This window comes from Staphylococcus sp. FSL K6-3157, from assembly GCF_038005145.1.
GTDB lineage: Bacteria > Bacillota > Bacilli > Staphylococcales > Staphylococcaceae > Staphylococcus > Staphylococcus equorum.
This window is the reverse complement of record NZ_JBBOSM010000001.1, coordinates 1926647-1949068: the sequence shown is the minus strand read 5'-3', so window position 1 is coordinate 1949068 and position 22422 is coordinate 1926647. Positions and strand designations below refer to the sequence as shown.

21 protein-coding genes are annotated in these 22422 nt (G+C 32.2%); 15 read left to right on the top strand and 6 right to left on the bottom strand.

Going from position 1 to position 22422, the window contains the following annotated elements:
- The first annotated feature begins 118 nt into the window (after positions 1–118).
- From spxA to MHB47_RS09305, 5 genes are all read left to right on the top strand, one after another.
- Positions 119–514 carry a transcriptional regulator SpxA gene (gene spxA, locus MHB47_RS09325; RefSeq protein WP_002483765.1) on the top strand — a complete coding sequence of 132 codons (396 nt, stop codon included), beginning with the start codon at positions 119–121 and terminating at the stop codon, positions 512–514.
- A gap of 345 nt (positions 515–859) precedes the next feature.
- The gene (gene mecA, locus MHB47_RS09320; RefSeq protein ID WP_340756326.1) at positions 860–1579 is read left to right on the top strand and encodes an adaptor protein MecA; all 720 of its coding nucleotides are present in this window, start codon (positions 860–862) and stop codon (positions 1577–1579) included.
- 181 nt (positions 1580–1760) lie between these two features.
- Positions 1761–2759, top strand: coding sequence for a competence protein CoiA (locus MHB47_RS09315; RefSeq protein WP_340756324.1), 999 nt, complete (start codon positions 1761–1763; stop codon positions 2757–2759).
- Positions 2760–2813: 54 nt separating this feature from the next.
- Positions 2814–4622: an oligoendopeptidase F gene (gene pepF, locus MHB47_RS09310; RefSeq protein WP_002508099.1), complete on the top strand. Its 1809-nt coding sequence runs from the start codon at positions 2814–2816 to the stop codon at positions 4620–4622.
- A 314-nt stretch (positions 4623–4936) separates the two neighbouring features.
- The gene (locus MHB47_RS09305; RefSeq protein WP_340756322.1) at positions 4937–5551 is read left to right on the top strand and encodes an NAD(P)-dependent oxidoreductase; all 615 of its coding nucleotides are present in this window, start codon (positions 4937–4939) and stop codon (positions 5549–5551) included.
- A 441-nt stretch (positions 5552–5992) separates the two neighbouring features.
- Here MHB47_RS09305 and yjbH read toward each other — a convergent pair whose 3' ends face one another.
- The 3 genes from yjbH to MHB47_RS09290 all read right to left on the bottom strand — a co-directional run bounded on the left by yjbH (position 5993) and on the right by MHB47_RS09290 (position 7842).
- Entirely contained in the window at positions 5993–6781 is a 789-nt protein-coding gene (gene yjbH / locus MHB47_RS09300; RefSeq protein WP_340756320.1) for a protease adaptor protein YjbH, read from the bottom strand.
- A gap of 17 nt (positions 6782–6798) precedes the next feature.
- Complete coding sequence (locus MHB47_RS09295) at positions 6799–7170, bottom strand: truncated hemoglobin YjbI (protein WP_002512240.1); 372 nt, start codon at positions 7168–7170, stop codon at positions 6799–6801.
- An 87-nt stretch (positions 7171–7257) separates the two neighbouring features.
- Positions 7258–7842 (bottom strand): CYTH domain-containing protein, encoded by a 585-nt coding sequence (locus MHB47_RS09290; protein WP_340756318.1) that lies wholly within the window; start codon positions 7840–7842, stop codon positions 7258–7260.
- 188 nt (positions 7843–8030) lie between these two features.
- Between MHB47_RS09290 and MHB47_RS09285 the strand changes: the two genes are divergently transcribed.
- The 7 genes from MHB47_RS09285 to fabI all read left to right on the top strand — a co-directional run bounded on the left by MHB47_RS09285 (position 8031) and on the right by fabI (position 15012).
- Positions 8031–8378, top strand: a complete 348-nt coding sequence (locus MHB47_RS09285; RefSeq protein ID WP_002508094.1) for a UPF0738 family protein — start codon at positions 8031–8033, stop codon at positions 8376–8378.
- 16 nt (positions 8379–8394) lie between these two features.
- The gene (locus MHB47_RS09280) at positions 8395–9030 is read left to right on the top strand and encodes a GTP pyrophosphokinase (RefSeq protein WP_002508093.1); all 636 of its coding nucleotides are present in this window, start codon (positions 8395–8397) and stop codon (positions 9028–9030) included.
- Positions 9031–9041: 11 nt separating this feature from the next.
- A complete protein-coding gene (locus tag MHB47_RS09275) occupies positions 9042–9851 on the top strand; it encodes an NAD kinase (RefSeq protein ID WP_002508092.1) in 810 nt (269 codons plus the stop codon).
- On the top strand, positions 9851–10705 hold the full coding sequence (locus MHB47_RS09270; protein WP_340756314.1) for an RluA family pseudouridine synthase: 855 nt from the start codon (positions 9851–9853) through the stop codon (positions 10703–10705). The genes MHB47_RS09275 and MHB47_RS09270 overlap by 1 nt, the downstream gene beginning before the upstream one ends.
- A 26-nt stretch (positions 10706–10731) precedes the next feature.
- The gene (mgtE, locus tag MHB47_RS09265; protein ID WP_021339500.1) at positions 10732–12117 is read left to right on the top strand and encodes a magnesium transporter; all 1386 of its coding nucleotides are present in this window, start codon (positions 10732–10734) and stop codon (positions 12115–12117) included.
- 9 nt (positions 12118–12126) lie between these two features.
- Entirely contained in the window at positions 12127–13971 is a 1845-nt protein-coding gene (locus tag MHB47_RS09260) for a monovalent cation:proton antiporter family protein (protein WP_340756313.1), read from the top strand.
- 270 nt (positions 13972–14241) lie between these two features.
- Positions 14242–15012, top strand: coding sequence for an enoyl-ACP reductase FabI (gene fabI / locus MHB47_RS09255; protein ID WP_002508088.1), 771 nt, complete (start codon positions 14242–14244; stop codon positions 15010–15012).
- 180 nt (positions 15013–15192) lie between these two features.
- On the opposite strand, the gene cozEa is transcribed toward fabI, so the two are convergent.
- Positions 15193–16278, bottom strand: coding sequence for a lipoteichoic acid biosynthesis protein CozEa (gene cozEa, locus MHB47_RS09250; protein WP_277583316.1), 1086 nt, complete (start codon positions 16276–16278; stop codon positions 15193–15195).
- Positions 16279–16616: 338 nt separating this feature from the next.
- Between cozEa and MHB47_RS09245 the strand changes: the two genes are divergently transcribed.
- The 3 genes from MHB47_RS09245 (at position 16617) to MHB47_RS09235 (ending at position 19625) form a co-directional block, all read left to right on the top strand.
- Positions 16617–18188 (top strand): alanine/glycine:cation symporter family protein, encoded by a 1572-nt coding sequence (locus MHB47_RS09245; RefSeq protein ID WP_021339502.1) that lies wholly within the window; start codon positions 16617–16619, stop codon positions 18186–18188.
- A 95-nt stretch (positions 18189–18283) separates the two neighbouring features.
- Positions 18284–19030 carry an esterase family protein gene (locus MHB47_RS09240; RefSeq protein WP_340756308.1) on the top strand — a complete coding sequence of 249 codons (747 nt, stop codon included), beginning with the start codon at positions 18284–18286 and terminating at the stop codon, positions 19028–19030.
- An 85-nt stretch (positions 19031–19115) separates the two neighbouring features.
- A complete protein-coding gene (locus MHB47_RS09235; protein ID WP_002508084.1) occupies positions 19116–19625 on the top strand; it encodes a YjcG family protein in 510 nt (169 codons plus the stop codon).
- Between the two features lie 115 nt (positions 19626–19740).
- On the opposite strand, the gene ltaA is transcribed toward MHB47_RS09235, so the two are convergent.
- Together ltaA and MHB47_RS09225 are read right to left on the bottom strand one after the other, a co-directional pair.
- Entirely contained in the window at positions 19741–20943 is a 1203-nt protein-coding gene (gene ltaA, locus MHB47_RS09230; RefSeq protein ID WP_340756306.1) for a lipoteichoic acid biosynthesis MFS flippase LtaA, read from the bottom strand.
- Entirely contained in the window at positions 20921–22096 is a 1176-nt protein-coding gene (locus MHB47_RS09225; RefSeq protein ID WP_340756304.1) for a diglucosyl diacylglycerol synthase, read from the bottom strand. Before MHB47_RS09225 ends, ltaA begins: the two co-directional genes overlap by 23 nt.
- Positions 22097–22422: the final 326 nt, after the last annotated feature.

The window sequence follows — 22422 nt, the reverse complement described above, 5'->3', positions numbered from 1 at the left end:
AAAGGGTATACTTTGATTGTAAGGTTAAGGAAGACGAAGTTTACTTAAAAGTTTCTTAATCATATAAATATTGAAATCTAATGAATTTAAATTCATGAAAAATAGGAGAGTGAGATGTATGGTAACATTATTTACTTCACCAAGTTGCACATCTTGCCGTAAAGCGAAAGCATGGTTACAAGAACATGACATTCCGTATACGGAGCGTAACATTTTTTCAGAACACTTAACAATTGACGAAATCAAACAAATTTTAAAAATGACTGAAGACGGAACAGATGAAATTATATCTACACGTTCTAAGACTTACCAAAAGTTAAACGTTGATATAGACGCATTACCGCTTCAAGATTTATATTCAATTATTCAAGATAACCCTGGTTTATTACGTCGTCCAATTATTTTAGACGAAAAACGTTTACAAGTTGGTTATAACGAAGACGAAATCAGACGTTTCTTACCAAGAAAAGTACGTACGTTCCAATTACAAGAAGCGCAACGTATGGTTGACTAAAACAAATTACAAATTACAATATTGGCCATAAAGTAGCATGTTTATGATGTTGCTTTATGGCTTTATTATATTTAGCATAACAAATAGACTCAGAGTGAAGTCAAGCGAACCGATTGCTTTATATTTCAATACTTTTATAAACAATTGGCCATTTGATTAAAGAATGATAAATGCGAAACAGCACTTGGTAATTAGTGCTGTTTTTTTGGCTTATGTTAGGGTATGTGTTAATATAAGAGACCAATTAGGAAATAGTAAAAATCAATGAAACAAATCAATTGTAATTATTACTACGTTCTAATACAATAATGATTACTATTCATCGACTGTAAGGAGTGAGATGATATGAGAATAGAGCGTGTTGACGATACTACTGTTAAATTATTTATAACATATAGTGATATAGAGGCTAGAGGTTTTAAACGTGAGGATTTATGGACAAATCGTAAGCGTGGTGAAGAGTTCTTTTGGAACATGATGGAAGAAATCAACGAAGAAGAAGATTTTGTAGTTGAAGGACCTTTATGGATACAAGTACATGCTTTTGAAAAAGGTGTTGAAGTAACAATATCTAAATCTAAAAATGAAGATCTTATTAATATGTCAGAGAATGGTGATAATGAACAACTTGATTATCAAGTAAATGATTTATTATCACAGACGTTTGATCAAGATGATAGTTTAGAAGATTTATTTGAACAACGTCAACAACAAAAAGAAAGCAACCACAACCAAGATAATAACGACCATAAACAACAAAGCACACGTACAGTGATTGTTAGATTTAACGATTTAGAAGAAGTTATTGATTATGCACATCACAATAATCAATCAATAGATGACTTTGAAGATTTATTATACAGTTTTAATAATATATACTACTATGCTGTTCATTTTGATGAAACAGTAGATCAAGAATCAATTAATGATAGTTATAGTCAATTACTTGAATTCGCATATCCTACTGACAAATCAGAAGTATATTTAAACGACTATGCAAAAATTATTATGAGTCATAATGTTGCGTCACAAGTACGTCGTTATTTCCCAAGTGCGGCAGAATAATGTAAAAATTTTGAATTTAAAACTGAGACCTATTGAAATTTAATTTTCAGTAGGTCTTTTTGTGTACTCTTTTTTATTTAATGTTCAATTGTTAGAGGTATATAAGTAAGTTTCTATTATTACTATATTTTAAAAGTAATTATGCGTTAGTAACAGTGTAATAAAATGAGGTGATAAAATTTTGTTATGTGCAAAAAATGAAAGTAACCAAATCATATCAGCAATGATTGCTCAAAAAGGGCATCAATATACGTGTCCGCATTGTCATAATAAGGTTATATTTAAAAAGGGCCAGTTCATTGCACCTCATTTTGCCCATGTAAGTGAAAGGGGGCTTACATGCAATAAAGGAGAAACTTATGAACACTATCGACTTAAATACCAGCTTGCTCAATGGTTTGAAAAATATAATTATGATGTTGCCATAGAACCTTATATAACAAGATGTTATCAATATCCTGATTTAATCATAAATCACAGTGTAGCAATTGAAATACAATTTTCACGAATTACGATATTAAATATAAAAAAACGCAGTATATCCTTACAAAAATGTGGACTAGATGTTGTGTGGATTATTAATAATCCAAGTTATGATAAGGTAACACAAATTTTAATGCTTACAACTTATGAACGGACTTATATTAATTTGAAAGAGCGCCATTTATTTGCTTGGAATAGTTACACCCAACAACTGTACAGATATAAGATTTTACAATATTTAGGAGGCAAACGTTATGTTGCGATAAGGGAGATTGTTTCAAATGATACTTTGATACATACTTCGACTCACGTAAATATTCAACATAACAATTTAACTTTAAAATTAAGTGAAACTGTAATTACTAAATACTTGAAGCATTGTCGTAATAGGCGTTCGGTACTCGAGCCGAGCCTTAGCGTTATGTATCAATTACAATTATCAGAAGCATGGATAAGTAAACACCTTGGCATAATTTTCCCAGAGCAATTATATGTGAAATCTCATCCGGTATATTGGCAATTACAACTTCTATTTATGCTAGCGCATTTACAATTTAAGTTAAGTGATTTTATAAAACTAATTGAGTATAATGAATTTTATATAGGTGATATTAATAAGGAAGAAATTGCTAGTGAAATGGTTAGAAAATTTCAACAATTGAATTATAGCATTGGACTTAATAACGTGCAAAAATGATTGTTACGTGAGAAAATTATAATAATGAACTTTATAGGAGGTTTACTTAATATTATGACTGAACAATTAACAAGAGAAGAACAAGAACGTAAGTACCCTGAATATACTTGGGACTTAACTACTATTTTCGAATCAGATGAAGCTTTTGAAGCAGCATTTAAAGAAGTGGAAAATAACATAGGACAAGAAGAACAATTTAGAGGTCATTTAGCTGATAGTGCAGAAACACTTTATAACGCGTTAGCTTTAGAAGACGAACTAGGTTCTCAATTAGAAAAAGTATATGTATATGCACATCTAAAACAAGATCAAGACACTGCAAATGATAAGTACACTGGGTACGAATCACGTGCGCATCAACTTATTATTAAATTTAGTTCTGGATGGAGTTTCTTAGTTCCAGAAATTTTACAAATTGATGAAGCACAAATCCAAAATTTTATTGAATCTAATGATGATTTAAAACGTTACGCATTTGATTTGAAATTGATTAATGAAAAACGACCTCATGTTTTAAGTGCAGATAAAGAAAAATTACTTACTGAAGCACAAGATGCCTTATCAACAGCAGATAATGTATATGGTATGTTTAGTAACGCTGATTTAGAATTCGAGGATGCCATTGATAAAGATGGTAATCATCATTCATTAACTCAAGGCACGTTTATAAAATGTTTAGAATCAGATGACCGTATTTTACGTAAATCTGCATTTGAAAATTTATATAAAGCCTATGGTGCTTATAACAATACATTAAGCGCAACTTTAGCTGGTGAAGTGAAAAAGAATGTGTTTAATGCCAAAACACATAATTATGAAACTGCAAGAGCAGCAGCATTAAGTAATAATCATATACCAGAAGAAGTATATGATAATTTAGTTAAAACTGTGCATAACTACTTACCATTATTACATCGCTATACGAAATTACGTAAAGACTTATTAGGATTAGAAGATATGAAGATGTACGATCTTTATACACCTTTAGTTAAAGATGTGAAATTTGAAATGCCATATGAAGAAGCTAAAGATTGGATGGTAAAAGCTTTACAACCTATGGGAGAAGAGTATATGAAAGTTGTTGAAGAAGGGTTAAATCATCGTTGGGTAGACGTATACGAAAATAAAGGGAAACGTTCAGGTGGTTATTCTTCAGGTGCGCATTTAACTAATCCTTTTATATTATTAAATTGGTCTAATACAGTGAGCGATTTATATACATTAGTGCATGAATTTGGACACTCTGCACATAGTTATTTCAGTCGTCAAAACCAACCAGCCAATTCAAGTGGTTATACAATATTTGTAGCAGAAGTAGCTTCTACATGTAATGAGGCATTGTTAAGCGACTATATGGACAAACATTTAGATGATGAGCGTAGACTATTATTACTTAATCAAGAGCTTGAACGTTTCCGTGCAACGTTATTTAGACAAACAATGTTTGCTGAATTTGAGCATAAAATTCATCAAATCGAAGAAGCAGGAGAGCCACTTACAGCAAACCGTATGAATGAAGAATACGCAGAACTGAATAGACAATATTTTGGTGATTCTGTTGAAACAGATGAAGATATTAGTAAAGAATGGTCAAGAATACCTCACTTCTATATGAATTATTATGTGTATCAATATGCAACAGGATATAGTGCGGCTCAAAGTTTAAGTCGTCAAATTTTGACTGAAGGCCAACCAGCAGTAGATAGATATATTAATGAATTCTTGAAAAAAGGCAGCTCAGATTACCCAATTGAAATACTTAAAAATGCAGGTGTAGATATGACAACTCCTGAACCAATTGAACAAGCTTGCCAAGTATTTGAACAAAAATTAGACGCTTTTGAAAAGCTTATGAAAGCTTAGTATGAATGTATTCGTTTTCAATATGACAAGTTTGTGACAAAGTGATTTTATTTAATCTAAAAGGTTGAAAGACGCATTTTAGCGTGTTATATTATAAACATGAAATTAATCACATAACAAACATACCCCTTTGTTTGAAGTGAGAAAATTTCTCCCATCCCCTTTGTTTAGCGCCGTGTAATCAGACACGGCGTTTTTTTATACCCTTTTTTAATTAAATTCAAAAATATGAATAACTATTCGTTTGACTTTAAAAAAGTAAAACTATAAAATCGACTTGTACTTAAAATAAATACAAGGAAGAGGTTGAATATATGAAATTAGCAGTTGTAGCAGCAAATGGTAAAGCAGGGCAACTCATTACGAAAGAAGCTTACGATAGAGGATTAGATGTTACTGCCATTGTAAGAAGTTCAAATAAAACAGTAACAGATCAAGTGATTCAAAAAGATTTGTTCGATTTAACAGCGGCTGACATTGCAGAATTTGACGTAGTTATCGATGCTTTTGGACAATCTGATGAAAATAAATTAGATGAACATAGTAAATCAATGAAACATCTAGGTGATTTAGTAAGCAACAGTAACAAGCGTTTGTTAATTATTGGCGGGGCAGGTAGTTTATATGTAGATGAAGCACATACGCTGAAGTTGGTAGACTCACCGGATTTTCCTGAACAATTTAAAAAGATTAGCCAAGCACAAATCAAAACACTAGAAGAAATACAAAAACGAAAAGATGTAAACTGGACATTTGTTTGTCCAGCGCCAGATTTTCAATATGATGGTGAGAAAACTGGAGAATATAAATTGAGTGCAGACGAAGTTATTGGTTCAAAAGTAAGTTATGCAGATTTTGCTCAAGCAATGGTTGATGAAGTATTAGAAGCACAGCACATCCAACAACGTTTTGCTGTATTTGCGAAATAAAATAATAATGAAAACTATAGTGAGATGAGAGTAGGACAAAAATTTAAATTTTCTAATAAAATTTCTGTCTCAGCTTCGCTCAGCTGACTAGAAAATGGAATACAAGAACTTAATCTCTTGCATAAGAACTACTTGTCTCCAAAAATGAAGTAGCAGTTCTTTAAAAGCTTAATATAAGCGCATTTTGAATTCAGTCAACCACTGCCAATATAAAAATTGGGGTCGAGACATGTGGTATGTCCCACTTCTGAAATATAAATGATGATTTGGACCGATACTTGCGGAAAAACACTAGAAGAAGATTATAGAGTGAAGCTGTGCTAGCGAAAAGCATGCACAAAAAAATGCCAACAAAGCCTGAGACTTTGTTGACATTCTGAGATAGCCTTTAGGGCTATCTTTTTATTTATTAAAAAATGTGGTTATCTGTTTATTGCACATTCAAATTTTAGATCTCCAAAATTTTCCATCTGGAGATTTAAGTTTTTCTATCTTTTGTTGCAGTGCTAATTTTTTAAGCTCTTTATTCATTAATTTTTCAGGCCATTCATAAATGGTAAGTAACTCTTCTTTAGTAACTAATTGCTGTTGTTGTATATAACCTTCTAGTGTAGGCGGTAATTTTTTTTCAATAGGTGTTCCAATTAGTTCATTTATGATATACGTATAGATGTGATAAGGATATAGACCTTCAACTTTCAAACCTTCTTCGTGAACGTCTTCGTTAAAGAATACGAGTGAAGGTGCTTCTTCAATCTCCATTTCTCGTGCAATATGCAAGTCTACTTGTAAGCTTTCTTTTAAATAGCTACTATGCAAATCTTCTTTAAAGACTTCGTAATCTAGTCCTGCGTTACTTATGCAATTATTGACCATTGATTCAGTGATTATATCTCGTTTTGGTATAATTTCATTTTGTACAAGGTGTATAAAACGTTCTGCACGTAAGCGTCCTTGAAGTTCAGCAGCCTTATATGCGAGCGCAATATTATCTAAGTCCGATGTGCTCTGCGCTTGGCATTTAGTTAAGATACGTAAAGATGGATTTAATATATGTCTTATACTGATATATTGCTTATACTCTATACGCAATTTGGAGAGAATTGCTGACAATTTAAAGCAATCTTTACTGAATGGGTCGAAAAAAGAATAAATTTCTATCTTACTCACAGGTGAAAGATTCGCATCTTCACGACTATTAGCATGTATTAATTTTAATTCTTCAGTCATGTACATTTCACCTACAATTAGTTTTCGGTATTAACCATATGATTCGCTGTTAAACGTAATCTTTCATACAAATAATCGCCGACACCCGCTTGGAAATCTGCATGCTGAATAGCACTATACATATTTTCAAGCCATGCGTCGCGTTCGTTGTTTGTTATTATAAACTCCATATGACGTCTTTTTAACATTGGATGACCATGTTCTTCTGAATAAAGGCTTGGTCCACCTAAAAATTGAGTCAAGAATTGTTTTTGTTTTCTACTTGTTTCTTGAAAATCTCCAGGAAACAAATGGTTAATTCTGTCGTCTTTTTCCACTAAGAAATAGAAATGGTCAATCATCTTATATAATGCGTCATGTCCAATGATTTCGTAAGGTGTCTGTGCCATTTTATCACCATATTCTCTTAATATATAACTAATATAACACGAATATTTACATTTGGAAGTAATTCGACTTTTTAAACTTGCGTACAATTAGTTATTGTTCAAATTTGATTTACGATTGAAAAATCTTTGAACTTTATTTTCGGGTGTTTCATGTTTAATATCGAATGCTTCAAGAATCATTTTAAATTGAATTAAACCATCATCATAATCTTCAACTTCATATTCCAATTCATAGTCTTGATAATTTAAATAGTCACTTTTATCTAAGACGAGTAAATTGCCTTGAATTGCTTTTTCTAAACGTGAAGTAGTCAAAGCACCAAGAATCACAAGCTGATTAACGTCAACATTCATTTTATTTAATTGTTCGGTGATTTCTAATGGTAAATCATTCGCGACTAATTTTTTATTTAGTTCGGGTATAACATGTGTTTCAAAATTATATTCCATCAAGCCAACTTCGGCAGGTACCTTTAAGGTCATTTCATAGTAATCATCTTTTACGCGTATTCTCAATGCAGACTTATGCGAGCGTAAATCAAATTGCTCAGTATCTATATAATAGTTTGTCTGACTGAAGGGTTGCATCTCTGGGAAATACTTATTATATATAGATTGGTACTGTGATTGAGATAATAATTGTTTGAATTCAATTTCATTGTTAGTTGCCACGAGAAACACTCCTTTTAAGCATATAATGATTTATTTTAAAACACTTACGACATAATTTAAATTGAACTGCATTTTAAAATTAAAAATACTTCAGGTATTATGCTAAATTGTTGTCATAACATTAGACTTGTAACGTGTTATGTACGATAGAATTATGTTAAAATGATGGAGAATAAGGAGGAACAAGCATGCGTATTTATGTAAATGAAATTAAAGTAACAGAAGATAGTATTAATTGTTATACAGAAGCGTCTACAGAAGGTCTGGAAGAAGCAGGACAAATGCTTGTTGACAGTGATAATTATAGTTTTGCATACATCTTGGATGATGGACAATCGTATTCATATTTAATTTTTGTTCAAGAAACTTGGTCTATGCTACATGAAAATAAAGGTAAGAAAATAATAGTAAATGATAAATTAGAATTACAGCAGTTCGAAAGGGAATTTAATTACATATTGGATAACATACAAGGTAATTTAAATTATGGTAAAGAGTTTGTTTCCGTTGTAGAAGATACTTTCGAATTAGAGTGAAGCGGAGTGAGGCATTATGAATCAATGGGATCAATTTTTATCTCCATATAAACAAGCAGTGGACGAATTGAAAATTAAATTAAAAGGCCTTAGAAAACAATACGAAGTAGAAGACAATGCTTCGCCAATTGAATTCGTAACCGGCCGTGTCAAACCAATGACTAGCATTATTGATAAAGCAAATAAGCGTCAAATTTCGTTTGATCGATTACATGAAGAAATGTATGATATCGCAGGATTACGCTTAATGTGTCAATTTGTTGATGACATTGAAGTAGTAGTTAATTTATTAAGACAACGTGAAGATTTTAAAGTTGTGGAAGAACGAGATTACATTAGTAATACCAAACAAAGTGGTTACCGTTCATTCCATGTTATTATTGAATATCCTATTGAAACACTAAAGGGAGAAAAGAAAATATTAGCAGAAATTCAAATCAGAACGCTAGCCATGAACTTTTGGGCCACTGTTGAACATACATTACGTTATAAATATGATGGAGATTACCCACCTGAGATTCAACATCGCCTTGAACGGGCAGCAGAAGCAGCGTTTTTACTTGATGAAGAAATGTCGGAAATTAAAGAAGAAATTCAAGAAGCCCAAAAATATTATTCTAAAAAACGCTCTAAGAAACACAATAATGACTAGGGGGTGTAATCATGCGTTATACGATATTATCTAAAGGTGATTCAAAATCGAATGCACTGAAACATAAAATGATTAACCATATGAAAGATTTTCAAATGGTTGAAGACCCAGACAACCCAGAGATAGTTATATCAGTGGGTGGTGATGGGACATTGTTACAAGCTTTCCATCAATATAGTCACATGTTATCTCGTTGTGCGTTTGTAGGGGTACATACTGGTCATTTAGGATTTTATGCGGATTGGTTACCACATGAAGTAGAAAAGTTAATTATTGAAATTAATAATTCAGAATTCCAAGTCATAGAATATCCTTTGTTAGAAATTATTGTGCGTTATAACGATAATGGTTACGAAACAAGATATTTAGCTTTAAACGAAGCAACTATGAAAACAGAAAATGGATCTACTTTAGTGGTCGATGTGAATATACGAGGTAATCAATTTGAACGATTTAGAGGTGATGGTTTATGTGTATCTACACCATCAGGTTCAACAGCATATAACAAAGCCTTAGGTGGCGCATTAATTCATCCATCTCTAGAAGCAATGCAAATTGCAGAAATTGCATCAATTAATAATAGAGTGTTTAGAACTGTAGGTTCGCCTTTAGTATTGCCGAAACATCATACATGTTTGATAACACCTGTAAACCATGACACGATATTAACTACTATTGATCATGTAAGTATTAAACATAAAAATGTTAATGCTATACAATTTAGAGTAGCAAATGAAAAAGTAAGGTTTGCTAGATTTAGACCATTTCCTTTCTGGAAAAGAGTACATGACTCCTTTATCTCTAGTGAGGAAGATGAGTAATGAAATTCACATATGATATTGAATTTCCAGAATTGGTAAGAACATTTTTACAAAAAAATCACTATTCTAAGCGGACTATAAGCGCCATTAAACATAATGGCGCTTTAGTTGTTAACGGACAGCCAGTTACAGTCAGAAAGCAGTTGGAAATTGGCGATGTGCTTCAAGTTCATTTAGGGCAAGAAACGCCAAGTTCGAATTTGCTGCCATTTACGGATAGATTGAATATCTTATATGAAGATGAATATTTACTTGTTGTATCGAAACCTGCACTTCAAAATTGTGCACCCTCGAGAGATCATAAACATTTGAGTTTAGTCGAACAAGTATTAGGATATTTTAAGCAGTCATCCCTCTCAATTACCCCTCATATCGTTACTCGTATAGATCGGAATACATCTGGTATCGTTATTTTTACCAAACATGGATTCATACATCATCTAATGTCTCAAACACAGGTTGATAAGCGATATTTATGTATATGCCATGGTAATTTGAAAGGTGAAGGCTTAATTGATGCACCTATTGCAAGGGACCCATCTAGTATTATTCAACGCCAAGTCAATGTGAAGGGTAAAGAAGCGAGAACACGTTTTAAATGCCTTCAATATTCTGAAGATTATAGTTTGAGTGAAGTACATTTATTAACTGGTAGAACACATCAAATACGTGTGCATTTTCAACATATAGGACATCCAATCGTGGGCGATGATTTATATGGAGAAAAGCACCCAATATATACACATCAATTATTACGCTGTGTACGTGTATCTTTTATTCATCCAATCACGTATAAAAAGCTTGAAATAAATGATGATTATAGCGCAATAGAATCTATATTTAATATGATATAATTTTAACATTCATGGAGGTGGGGCCATTGGCTAATGAAAAGGATTCAATCACTTTAGAAGATGAACAAGTATATGATCAAGCATTGCTAGATAAATTGTTGTTTGAAAATCATATCGATGAATTCAGAAAAGAATTCTTAGCGATGCATACATATGAACAAAGTGAATACTTTGAAGACAGTGATGAAGAAATTCGACAAAGAATATTTGAAGTATTATCACCAGAAGAAGTAGCTGATTTCTTTGAACAATTAGAAATTGACGAAGATGAATATGAATCACTTTTTGACACTATGGATGCCGAATATGCGAGTAAAGTGCTAGAAGACATGTCTTATGATAATGCTGTAGATATAATGAATAAGTTATCTAAGCAAAAAATTGTTAGCTTGCTTACATTAATGAAACGTGAAGATGCTAAAGAAATCAAAGCATTACTACACTATGAAGAAGATACTGCTGGTGGTATCATGACGACAGAGTATATTTCTTTAAAAGCGACAATGCCAGTTAAAGAAGCAATGATGCATGTAAAAGAACAAGCACCAGATGCCGAAACAATTTATGTTATTTTTACAGTGAATGATAATAAACAACTCGCAGGTGTACTTTCGTTAAGAGATTTGATTGTGGCTGAAAATGATGCATATATTGAAGATATTATGAGTGAACGTGTAATCAGTGCAAATGCGGCAGATGATCAAGAAGATGTTGCTCAAAAAATGCGAGATTATGATTTTATTGCTATGCCTGTAGTAGATTATCAAGATCATTTACTTGGTATTATTACTATCGATGATATTTTAGATGTTATGGATGAAGAAGCTAGCGAAGACTACTCACGCTTAGCTGGTGTGTCAGATGTTGATGCAACCAATGATTCCATTATAAAAACAGCTAGAAAACGCTTGCCTTGGTTAATCATATTAACATTTCTAGGTATGATTACTGCTACAATTTTAGGCTCTTTTGAAGATACTTTATCGCAAGTGGCATTATTAGCTGCCTTTATTCCCATTATAAGTGGGATGTCAGGTAATTCTGGAACGCAATCGCTTGCCGTTTCTGTGCGTAATATTTCAACTGGTGAAATTTACGAGCAAAGTAAATTCAAAGTAGCATTGAGAGAAACAGGAAGCGGATTTTTAAGTGGTTTAATTTGCTCAATATTGCTATTTTTAATTATAATAATACTTTATGGTCAACCAATATTAGCAGTGATTGTTGGCGCTAGTTTGACGATAGCAATGACAGTCGGTACATTAGTAGGCTCAATGATTCCGTTAGTTATGGATAAACTGAAAATCGACCCCGCAGTGGCGAGTGGACCTTTTATTACAACAATTAACGATATTGTAAGTATGTTAATTTATTTTGGTTTAGCAACGTCATTTATGGCTTATTTAACGTAGGAGGGTTATATGGAATTTCTATCGCTTGTTGTCGTTGTATTAGCGGCATTTTTAACACCAATTTTAGTCAATAGACTACGTGTTAGTTTTTTACCTGTCGTAGTTGCTGAAATATTAATGGGGATCGTCATTGGTCACTCATTTTTAAATTTAGTAGAACGCGATGCGATGCTTAATATTTTATCCACTTTAGGATTTATCTTTTTAATGTTTTTAAGTGGTTTAGAAATAGATTTTAAAGCATTTAAAAAAGATAAAAGTTCGACTGCACAAGAAGAAAAATCTAAAAAACAAGAACCTGGACATTTACAACTAGCAGTTATTGTATTTATGGCTATTATGATTATTTCAATTGTATTTGCTTATATGTTTAAATGGTTTGGTTTAATTGATGATGTCTTACTTATGGTAATTATTATTTCAACAATTTCTTTAGGTGTAGTAGTACCAACTTTAAAAGAAATGAACATTATGCGTACTACAATAGGACAATTTATCTTACTTGTTGCTGTATTAGCAGATTTAGTGACAATGATATTACTTACAGGTTATGGTGCGATACATGCTTCTGGTAGTACATCACTTTGGTTAATTGGTAGTTTAGTAGTATTTACGCTAATCTTTTATTTCTTAGGAGGCATCTTCAAGAAAGCGCAGTTCCTACAAATGTTGATGGATGGTACGACACAAATTGGAATACGTGCAGTCTTTGCATTGATTATTTTGTTAGTAGCTTTAGCAGAAGGCGTAGGAGCTGAAAATATACTTGGGGCATTTTTAGCAGGTGTCGTTGTATCACTCTTAGGTCCAGATGAAGATATGGTAGAGAAGTTAGACTCATTTGGTTATGGTTTCTTTATTCCTATATTTTTTATAATGGTAGGTGTAGATTTAAATATTCCAGAGTTAATTAAAGAACCTTCGTTATTATTAATAATACCTTTTTTAATATTAGCATTTTTAATTTCGAAATTAGTTCCTGTGTTTTACATACGTAGATGGTTTGATATGAAAACCACAATTTCTTCGGCCTTTCTACTAACTTCAACGTTGTCTTTAGTAATCGCATCGGCGAAAATTGCTGAACAATTAGGTACTATTTCTAGTGAAATATCAGGTATTTTAATACTAAGTGCAGTTATTACATGTGTATTTGTACCTATTGTCTTTAAAAAGATGTTCCCAATGCCAGATGAAGCAACAAGACAAATTGAAGTTAGCTTAATCGGTAAAAATCAATTAACAATACCTATCGCTCAAAATTTAACTTCACAGCTTTATCAAGTTTCACTTTATTATAGAAATGATTTAAGTGATAAACGCAAGCTTTCTGATGCCATTTCTATGGTTGAAATTGGAGATTATGAAGAAGAATTGTTGGAACGTTTAGGATTATTTGAAAGAAATATTGTAGTCTGTTCAACTAATGATGATGATATAAACCGAAAAGTTGCTTTAATGGCTAAAGAACATGGCGTTAAACGAGTGATTTGTAGGTTAGAATCAAGTTCTAGTGATATTGAACTACAAAGAGAAGGCATAGAAGTATTCAGTAGCTATTTGAGTAACAAGATATTACTGAAAGGTCTAATTGAAACACCAAACATGCTTAATCTTTTAAGTAATGTTGAAACTTCATTATATGAAATTGCAATGTTAAATCATCAATATGACCAAATTCAATTACGTAATTTCCCATTCGATGGTGATATTATCTTTGTACGTATCATTAGAAATAATGAGTCTATCGTACCTCATGGTGATACACAATTACGTTATAGAGATAGAGTGATTGTAACTGGATCTAAAGAATATGTGGATGAATTGAAACGTGAATTAGAATTTTATTATTAGTAAAGAGTATAGCGTTAAGTTGAAAAAGCGTTTTTTATGTTTTGATACCTCTGACGCTTTACTTTTATAAATAAGTTGAAAATATCTTTTATTCATTAGAAGGTGTAGATATTTATTAAATAAAATATATATAGCAAAAAAACTGTTTAAACAATTAAACCAATGTTAAAATAAAGGATGTTGGAATTGGAATCGAGCCAATGAGTCAAAGCTTTCTGATGATTTCTCGAATCGGTTTAAAATGAAAACTTAAATAAAGGAGTTATTCTCATGTTTAATTTAGAAAATAAAACGTTTGTCATTATGGGTATTGCTAATAAACGTAGTATCGGATTTGGAGTAGCTAAAGTATTAGATGAATTAGGTGCAAATTTAGTATTTACATATCGTAAAGATAGAAGTAAAAAAGAGTTGGAAAAATTAGTAGCACAACTGAATCAAGAAACACATCATATGTACCAAATTGATGTTCAAAAAGATGAAGATGTTGTTGACGGTTTTGCGAAAATTGGCGAAGAAGTCGGAAACATTAATGGTGTTTATCACTCAATCGCTTTTGCAAACATGGAAGATTTACGTGGTCGTTTCATAGATACTTCTCGCGATGGTTTTTTATTAGCGCAAGACATAAGTTCGTACTCATTAACAATCGTGTCACGTGAAGCTAAAAAATTGATGCCTGAAGGTGGTAGTATCGTAGCTACAACTTACTTAGGTGGAGAATTTGCTGTTCAAAATTATAATGTTATGGGTGTAGCTAAAGCAAGTTTAGAAGCAAATGTCCGTTATTTAGCATTAGATTTAGGTGAAGACAATATTCGTGTAAATGCAATCTCAGCAGGACCAATACGTACTTTAAGTGCAAAAGGTGTAGGCGGATTCAATACGATTTTAAATGAGATAAAAGAACGCGCACCATTAAAACGTAATGTTGATCAAGAAGAAGTAGGTAAAACTGCAGCATACTTATTAAGTGATTTCTCTAGTGGAGTAACTGGTGAAAACATTCATGTTGACAGTGGTTATCATATCGTTAAATAATAATCAAAACACCTCTAACATGCAATGTGTAGAAATTAACATTGCACGTTAGAGGTGTTTTTTTAAACTATGAAAATGGTACATTGATGGCAAACTAAAAAGCTGAAAGGTCTTTTACATTAAAAGAATCTTTCAGCTTTTTTTGTTAAATAACAATGGATTTTTGATTTTATAAACGAGCTAATCTTTGACGTCACTATTAGCTGCTTCAATAAGCTGTTGTCTATACCGGAATACATTACGGACGATAGATTTAATAATAGCATATAGTGGCACTGCTACAAGAATGAGTACAAAACCACCAAGGTTACCTGCTGCTAAAATTACAACAATGACTGTTAATGGATGGATGTTTAAAGATTTACCCATAACATTTGGCGTAATGACATTTCCTTCTAGCTGTTGTGCAATCAGTGTAATGATACAGACCCAAATAAATATTGTTGGACTTTGTATAATGCCAATGATTCCAGCTGGTACAAATGCCATCCAAGGACCTAAGAACGGAATCATATTGGCAAGACAGGCAAACATAACAAGTAATAATGTATAGTTAAGTCCTAGTATAGAATAACCAATATATAAAATGACACCTAAAATAATACTTACAGTTACTTGACCTTGAATATAAGATTTAACTGTTTCATTTAAGTCTTTTAATAATTCAACTACGAATACTTTTCTATCCCCTTTAAATAATCTTGCAATAAAAGGAATGAATCTTTCGTGGTCTTTTAGCATATAAATTAGGAAGAATGGCACCATGATAAGTAGAAACATAGTAGAAATAAATGATGTCACGAACCCTAATGAATTAGATAATATACTAGTAGCGCCATCGCTCATTGATTTAATCATATTATTAATTCTGTCTGTTACATCTGCTGGTAGTCTTTCCATTTGATCTAAAGCAAAATTAACAATGTTTTGAATTTCATTTTGTAGAGCTGGGATTTGTTTAATTAATTTTGAAATTTGATCTATTATCAGCGGTGCAATATAACCTACAAAGCTGCTTATAATAATAACTAACGCAATCAAGATAATTGTTATACTACCCCAACGTGGAACTTTATATTTTTCAAGAATTTTTTGAAAAGGTAAACAGACATAGAATAAGAAGCCACTAAGTAACAGTGGTAACAATACCGATTGAATAATAACAATAAATGGTGTGAATACACTATGGACTTCCATTACTAATTTGATAAGTAAAAACAGGATGAGCAAGGCAACACCTGTTCTAAACCAAACCTTATTAAGCATAGGACTTTTCCTCCTAAAAAATCGTATTTGAAGTACTATTCAGTATATCTCAAATAGCTACAGAACAAAAGATAAAAATTGATGTCAATTCGATGAATAATTAAATCGATTCAAATAACTTTATAGAATATTAAGTAAAGTCACATAATGCATTAAATAGTGTAAAATTATTTCAATAGAGAATTTAAGTCATTAAAAATTTTTATTATTAATTCACAATCGAAAATATATAAAATGTGAAAAAGATAACTTATGAAATGCGTTGCACGGAATATTTTATATGTGTATAATGATAAAAAATATCATTATACATGATGGTACAACAAGGGGGATACGTTATGTTAGAGAGTTTACTTACGTGGTTGTATGATATTGTATGGAGCAAGCCTTTAGTCTATGGTTTGTTGCTTACGGGGGTATTATTTTCATTTATGTTACGCTTTTTCCAAGTTAGACATTTTAAAGAAATGATACGTCTAATGTTTCAAGGGGAGAAATCACCTACAGGTATTTCCAGTTTCCAAGCGATTGCACTATCATTAGCAGGTCGTGTAGGTACTGGTAATATTGTAGGGGTGTCGACTGCTATATTCATTGGTGGCCCTGGCGCAATATTCTGGATGTGGGCATCAGCATTTTTAGGAGCTGGTAGTGCATTTATTGAATCTACACTCGGTCAGATTTATAAAAGGGAAGAAAAGGGGCAATACCGAGGTGGACCAGCATTCTATATCGAATATGGTATCAAAGGTAAACTCGGTAAAATTTATGGTTTAATCTTTGCTGTAGTAACAGTAATTTCAGTAGGTTTATTATTACCAGGTGTTCAATCCAACGCAATTTCTAGTTCAATGAAAAATGCGTTTAGTTTTGATCCATGGATAGTCGCAACAATTTTGGCAGTATTAATTGCTTTAATTATTTTCGGTGGTATTAAATGGATTGCAAACGCTGCAACAGCAGTTGTTCCGTTTATGGCAATTTTATATATTTTAATGGCAGTTGTTATTATATTTATTAATATTGAACAAGTTCCAGCGCTATTTGCTTTAATATTCAAATCTGCGTTTGGGTTTGAAGCAGCATTTGGTGGGATCGTTGGGGCAATGATTGAAATTGGTGTTAAAAGAGGTCTATATTCGAATGAAGCAGGTCAAGGGACGGGGCCACATGCTGCGTCTGCAGCAGAAGTATCTCATCCAGCTAAACAAGGTCTAGTACAATCATTCTCAGTATATATTGATACACTTTTTGTGTGTACGGCAACAGGTTTAATAATTTTACTTTCAGGTACATATAACGTCACTGGTAATGCTGACATGTCAGACGGTAAATCCAGTTTGATTAAAGATAATGGTGTTTTTGTAGAGATGTCGAATGGAGATAAAGATTACTCTGGTACAGCAATGTACGCGCAAGCTGGTATTGATAAAGCTTTCCAAGGAAGTGGTTATCAATTCGATCCTGCATTCTCAGGAATAGGGTCATACTTCATTGCGATTGCATTATTCTTCTTTGCCTTTACAACAATATTGGCATATTACTATATTGCTGAAACCAATATTACGTATCTAACTAGAAAAAGTTCGAAAAAAATGACTTTTGTTTATATTAATATCACTAGAACTGTTCTCATTGCAGCTACAGTGTATGGTGCAGTGAAAACTGCTGACTTAGCGTGGATGATGGGTGATTTAGGTGTAGGTATGATGGCTTGGCTAAATATCATTGCTATATGGATATTGCATAAGCCTGCAATTAACGCTTTGAAAGATTATGAGAAACAGAAGAACGACCTTGGATCAGGTAAAAAAGCAATTTATAAACCAGATCCTAAGAAATTACCTAATGCTGTCTTCTGGCACAAAGATTATCCTAAACGCCTAAAAGAAGAAAATTTTGAGGAATAACTCAGTATTCAATTTATAAAAATTAAGTTGAAATATTTTAAAATAATGCGTCTCTTGGTACAATGTCATTAAGACTACTAGGGGGCGCATTATTTATGTATGATTTTCAACCAGGAAGAATTAATAAAATTAGTTTTCCTAGCGAATTATTAGAAAGAGATGTCACACTATCTATTTACTTACCAAAAGATTTTTCGGAATTATTTAAGTATAAAGTTGTATTTTGTTTTGATGGTTTAGATTTTTTTAGTTTTGGAAGAATTCATAGAAGTTATGAAAATCTACGTGAAGCGAATGAAATTGAAAAAGCAATCTTCGTTGGCTTTCATTATGAAGACGTTGATAAACGACGTGCTGAATTTCATCCACAAGGCGCGCGTACACATTTAACAGTTAAAGCGGTAGCGAACGAAATTTTACCTTTCATTGATCGAACGTTTCCTACATATAAAGTAGGTAATGCGCGTATATTACTAGGAGATAGTTTAGCTGGAAGTGTAGCCTTAATGACTGCTTTATCTTATCCAAGAATTTTTAGTCAAATCGGTTTATTAAGTCCACAACATGATGAAGTGATTCAGACTTTAATTGAACGATGTCAATTTCAAGAACAGTTAACAATATGGCATGCTGTTGGTTTAGAAGAAGAAGACTTTGAGTTACCAACAAACGGTAAGCGTGCAGATTTTCTAACGCCTAACCGTGAACTGAAATCCATTATTGAAGCAAATAACTTCACGCATCATTACATAGAGTTTGAAGGCGGCCATAGATGGAAATCATGGAAGCATTTACTTGATGATTTGCTAAAGTATTTTTTGTCAGATAATATTTCATTTTAATAATCTGAATAAAATTTAGTTTAAAGTAACGAATTTTTCAGAAATTTGATATAATGTAATTATGTTAAACAAAGGAGGAATTTAAATGATTTTAGGATTAGCATTAATTCCGTCAAAAGCGTTTCAAGATGAAGTGAATGCATATCGTAAGCGTTATGATGCTCATTATGCGTCAATTATGCCGCATATCACGATTAAGGGGCAATTTAAAATAAACGATAGCGATTTAGAATCTGTCAAAGAGACAATTAAATCTAGACTTGAGGGTATACCAGCAGTTGATGTTCATGCAACAAAAGCATCGAACTTCGCGCCGATTACCAATGTCATTTATTTTAAAGTTGAAAAAACTGAAACTTTAGAAAAATTATTCTACAAATTTAACAATGGTGATTTCCATGGCGTGCCAGATCACTCATTTGTACCACATTTCACAATTGCGCAAGGACTAACAAGCCAAGAGTTCGAAGATATTTATGGACAATTGAAATTAGCGGGTATTGATTATAAAGAAACAATTGAACAACTTTCTTTAGTTTATTACGATGAGAAAGATGAAAAATGGAAAGTATTAGATAACTTTAACTTAGCTTAAATAACGCCCATTAGTAGCATCTATGATTGCTTACGATAAAAAATGGAATTAAAGAGGAGTCACTAACAAATTGTTAGTGACTCCTTATTTTGTGATTATAATCTTTGTGAATATATTATGAGTTAAGGTGATATTTTTTATTTCTAATAAAGTATATGCCATAGAATATAGCTAAGAATAAGAATAATAATGCTGAGAAATAAAACGTATTATTTACAGAAGCTGTGAATTGGGTGATTAAGCCACCAACAAGCGGACCAATCATTGAACCAAATCCTTGTACACTGTTAAATACGCCCCAAGTCTCTTCTTGTTCATCTATATGTATATGACTTGCCATAAAAGTGTTCCATGCAGGTAGTAATATACCATACATCAGACCAATAAAGATTGCCAATATCCATACAAGTGTAATATCTGTAATCAGTGATAGAGCAAATATCATTATCGTATATAATATAAAACCACCAAAAATGACGCAGTACATAAATAATGTGCCATGTTTATCAATGACTTTTGATAAGAAGAGCATTGAGATTGCACAACCAATACCGCCAAATACAAGCGCCATAGTATATTCTACTGTAGATACACCGACAACTTTTGTTGCATATGTAGGTAGGATAGGAACTAGTGCTGTGATAGAAGCACCTTGTAATAAAATACCTGGGAATAAAATTAAATGACGTTTTGTCACATCTACAATTTGACCTAATTGTTGTTTAACTGGTCGAGTATTATAATTCGTAAGTCTTATCTTCACGAAGTAATATAAAATCCAAGCAATTAGTACTACCAACGCCATCATAAATGCAAATTTCGTCGGATGGAACTTGAAGATAAGATTCATGCCCACCATACCGACAAGTAAACCGAGGAGCCATGAAAAATAAACATATCCCATTTGTTTGCCACGATTTTTCTCATCGACACTTGCAAGCATAATGACCCAAATAGGACTAACAGCTATACCAAGTAGTACTGCACTAATAATTAGAACAATCGGAGAAGTCGGGAACCAAATGACTAAGAACAAGCTTCCGAAAGCAAGTAGGAAACCTAATGTGAGTACGAGTTTCGTGCCTAATCGTTTAAGTAAAAAACCAATCACGAAGTTGGTTGTTGCATCAGCTATAAAATGAGCAGAAATAGCGATAGATGTAATACCTACCGCAATTGAGGTTGCTGTTGGAAGTAATGCTAAGTAACTTAATATATACATGCCTCGGGCAAATTCCATTAAGAACAAAATTACTAACAATATTATGAAGTTTTTATTTGAATGATAATTATCTTTATTTAACGAAGAGCTTTGCATATAAAGGAACCTTTCCGTAAACTTCTTCATAGCGAGATGAATGATCTAGTAAATTTAACAAGTCATTACACAACTTGTAAGTTGAATATGGAATTCGAGATTCATTCATTGACTGAGTCATTTCTGCTATTTTTGATGGTGTATTTGTTAATGTTGCCACCTGTTGAATTGCTTCTTCAGGTGTGTCAGCAATCAAACCAAATCCTTTTTCTTCAAAGTAATTTGCATTCTCTAACTCTTGACCTGGAGCAGGATTTAAGAAAATCATAGGTGTTTGACGTGTCAAGGCTTCGGATATTGTGATACCGCCTGGTTTAGTAATCATCAATTGGCTTGAAGCCATCCATTCATTCATATGCTTAGTATAGCCTACGATAAGTACGTTGTCGTAATTTTTAAATTGTGCAGATAACGTACGTTTCAATTCTTTATTTTTACCACAAATCATTACGACTTGAGAGTGAGGACTTCGGTTTAATATTTCTTGTATCATTTGGTCGAAACCTTTTGATACACCAAAGGCACCTGCAGACATGAGTATTGTTGGTTTGTCAGGGGCTAAATTATTTTGGCGTAGCCACGATGTTTTATCAATATCCTCTTCGAATTTATCTGCGATAGGGATTCCTGTAACTTTTATCTGCGATTTAGGAATACCTATGCTAGCAAACTCATCTTTTAAATCTTCTGTAGCTAGATAATATCTTTGAGAATGAGGAGTTATCCAGTTCTTTTGCATTCTATAATCTGTCATCACAGTTGCAATAGGAATGTTCATATCAAATTGTTCTGTTAAAACAGACATTACTGGTGTTGGGAAAGTAAGCAAGATTAAATCAGGCTTTTCCTTTAACAGTAAATTTATTAATTTATTAAGTCCATAGTATTTATAGAAACATTTGTCTAATTGGTCGGGACGACTATAGTAAAATGCTTTGTACATATTTCTGAAATATTTAAAACTGTTAATGTACCACTTTTTACATATAGAAGTCAGTATTGGATGAGCTTCTAAAAACAAATCATGTTCAATAACTGTTAAATTGTCTAGATTCATTTCGTTAAACTGGTTCACTACACTTTGAGTAACCTGTAAATGACCATTACCAAAGGATCCAGTAAGGATTAGTATTTTTTTATTTTGAGTAACCATTTAAGCCACCCTCCAATAGTATAAATTTAGCTCATGCTAAGTTTAACGCATTTCTTTGACATGTGAAAGAAAAAACATAATTACTGAAGATTATATCATTTTACATACTGATATGAAATGATTCATACTGAATTCAGAAATATGTATGCAGTAAATCAAGTCATTGTATATTAATACATTACCACGCTTAATATAAATGTATGCTTGAAAAGTAAAAATTAAGTGAATATATAGAAAGCATTAACAAATTAGTTACATAAATTTAACAAAGGAATTCAAATCTAATTTAAACTCAAAAAAATCATGTGATTTTCCTGTTATAAAAG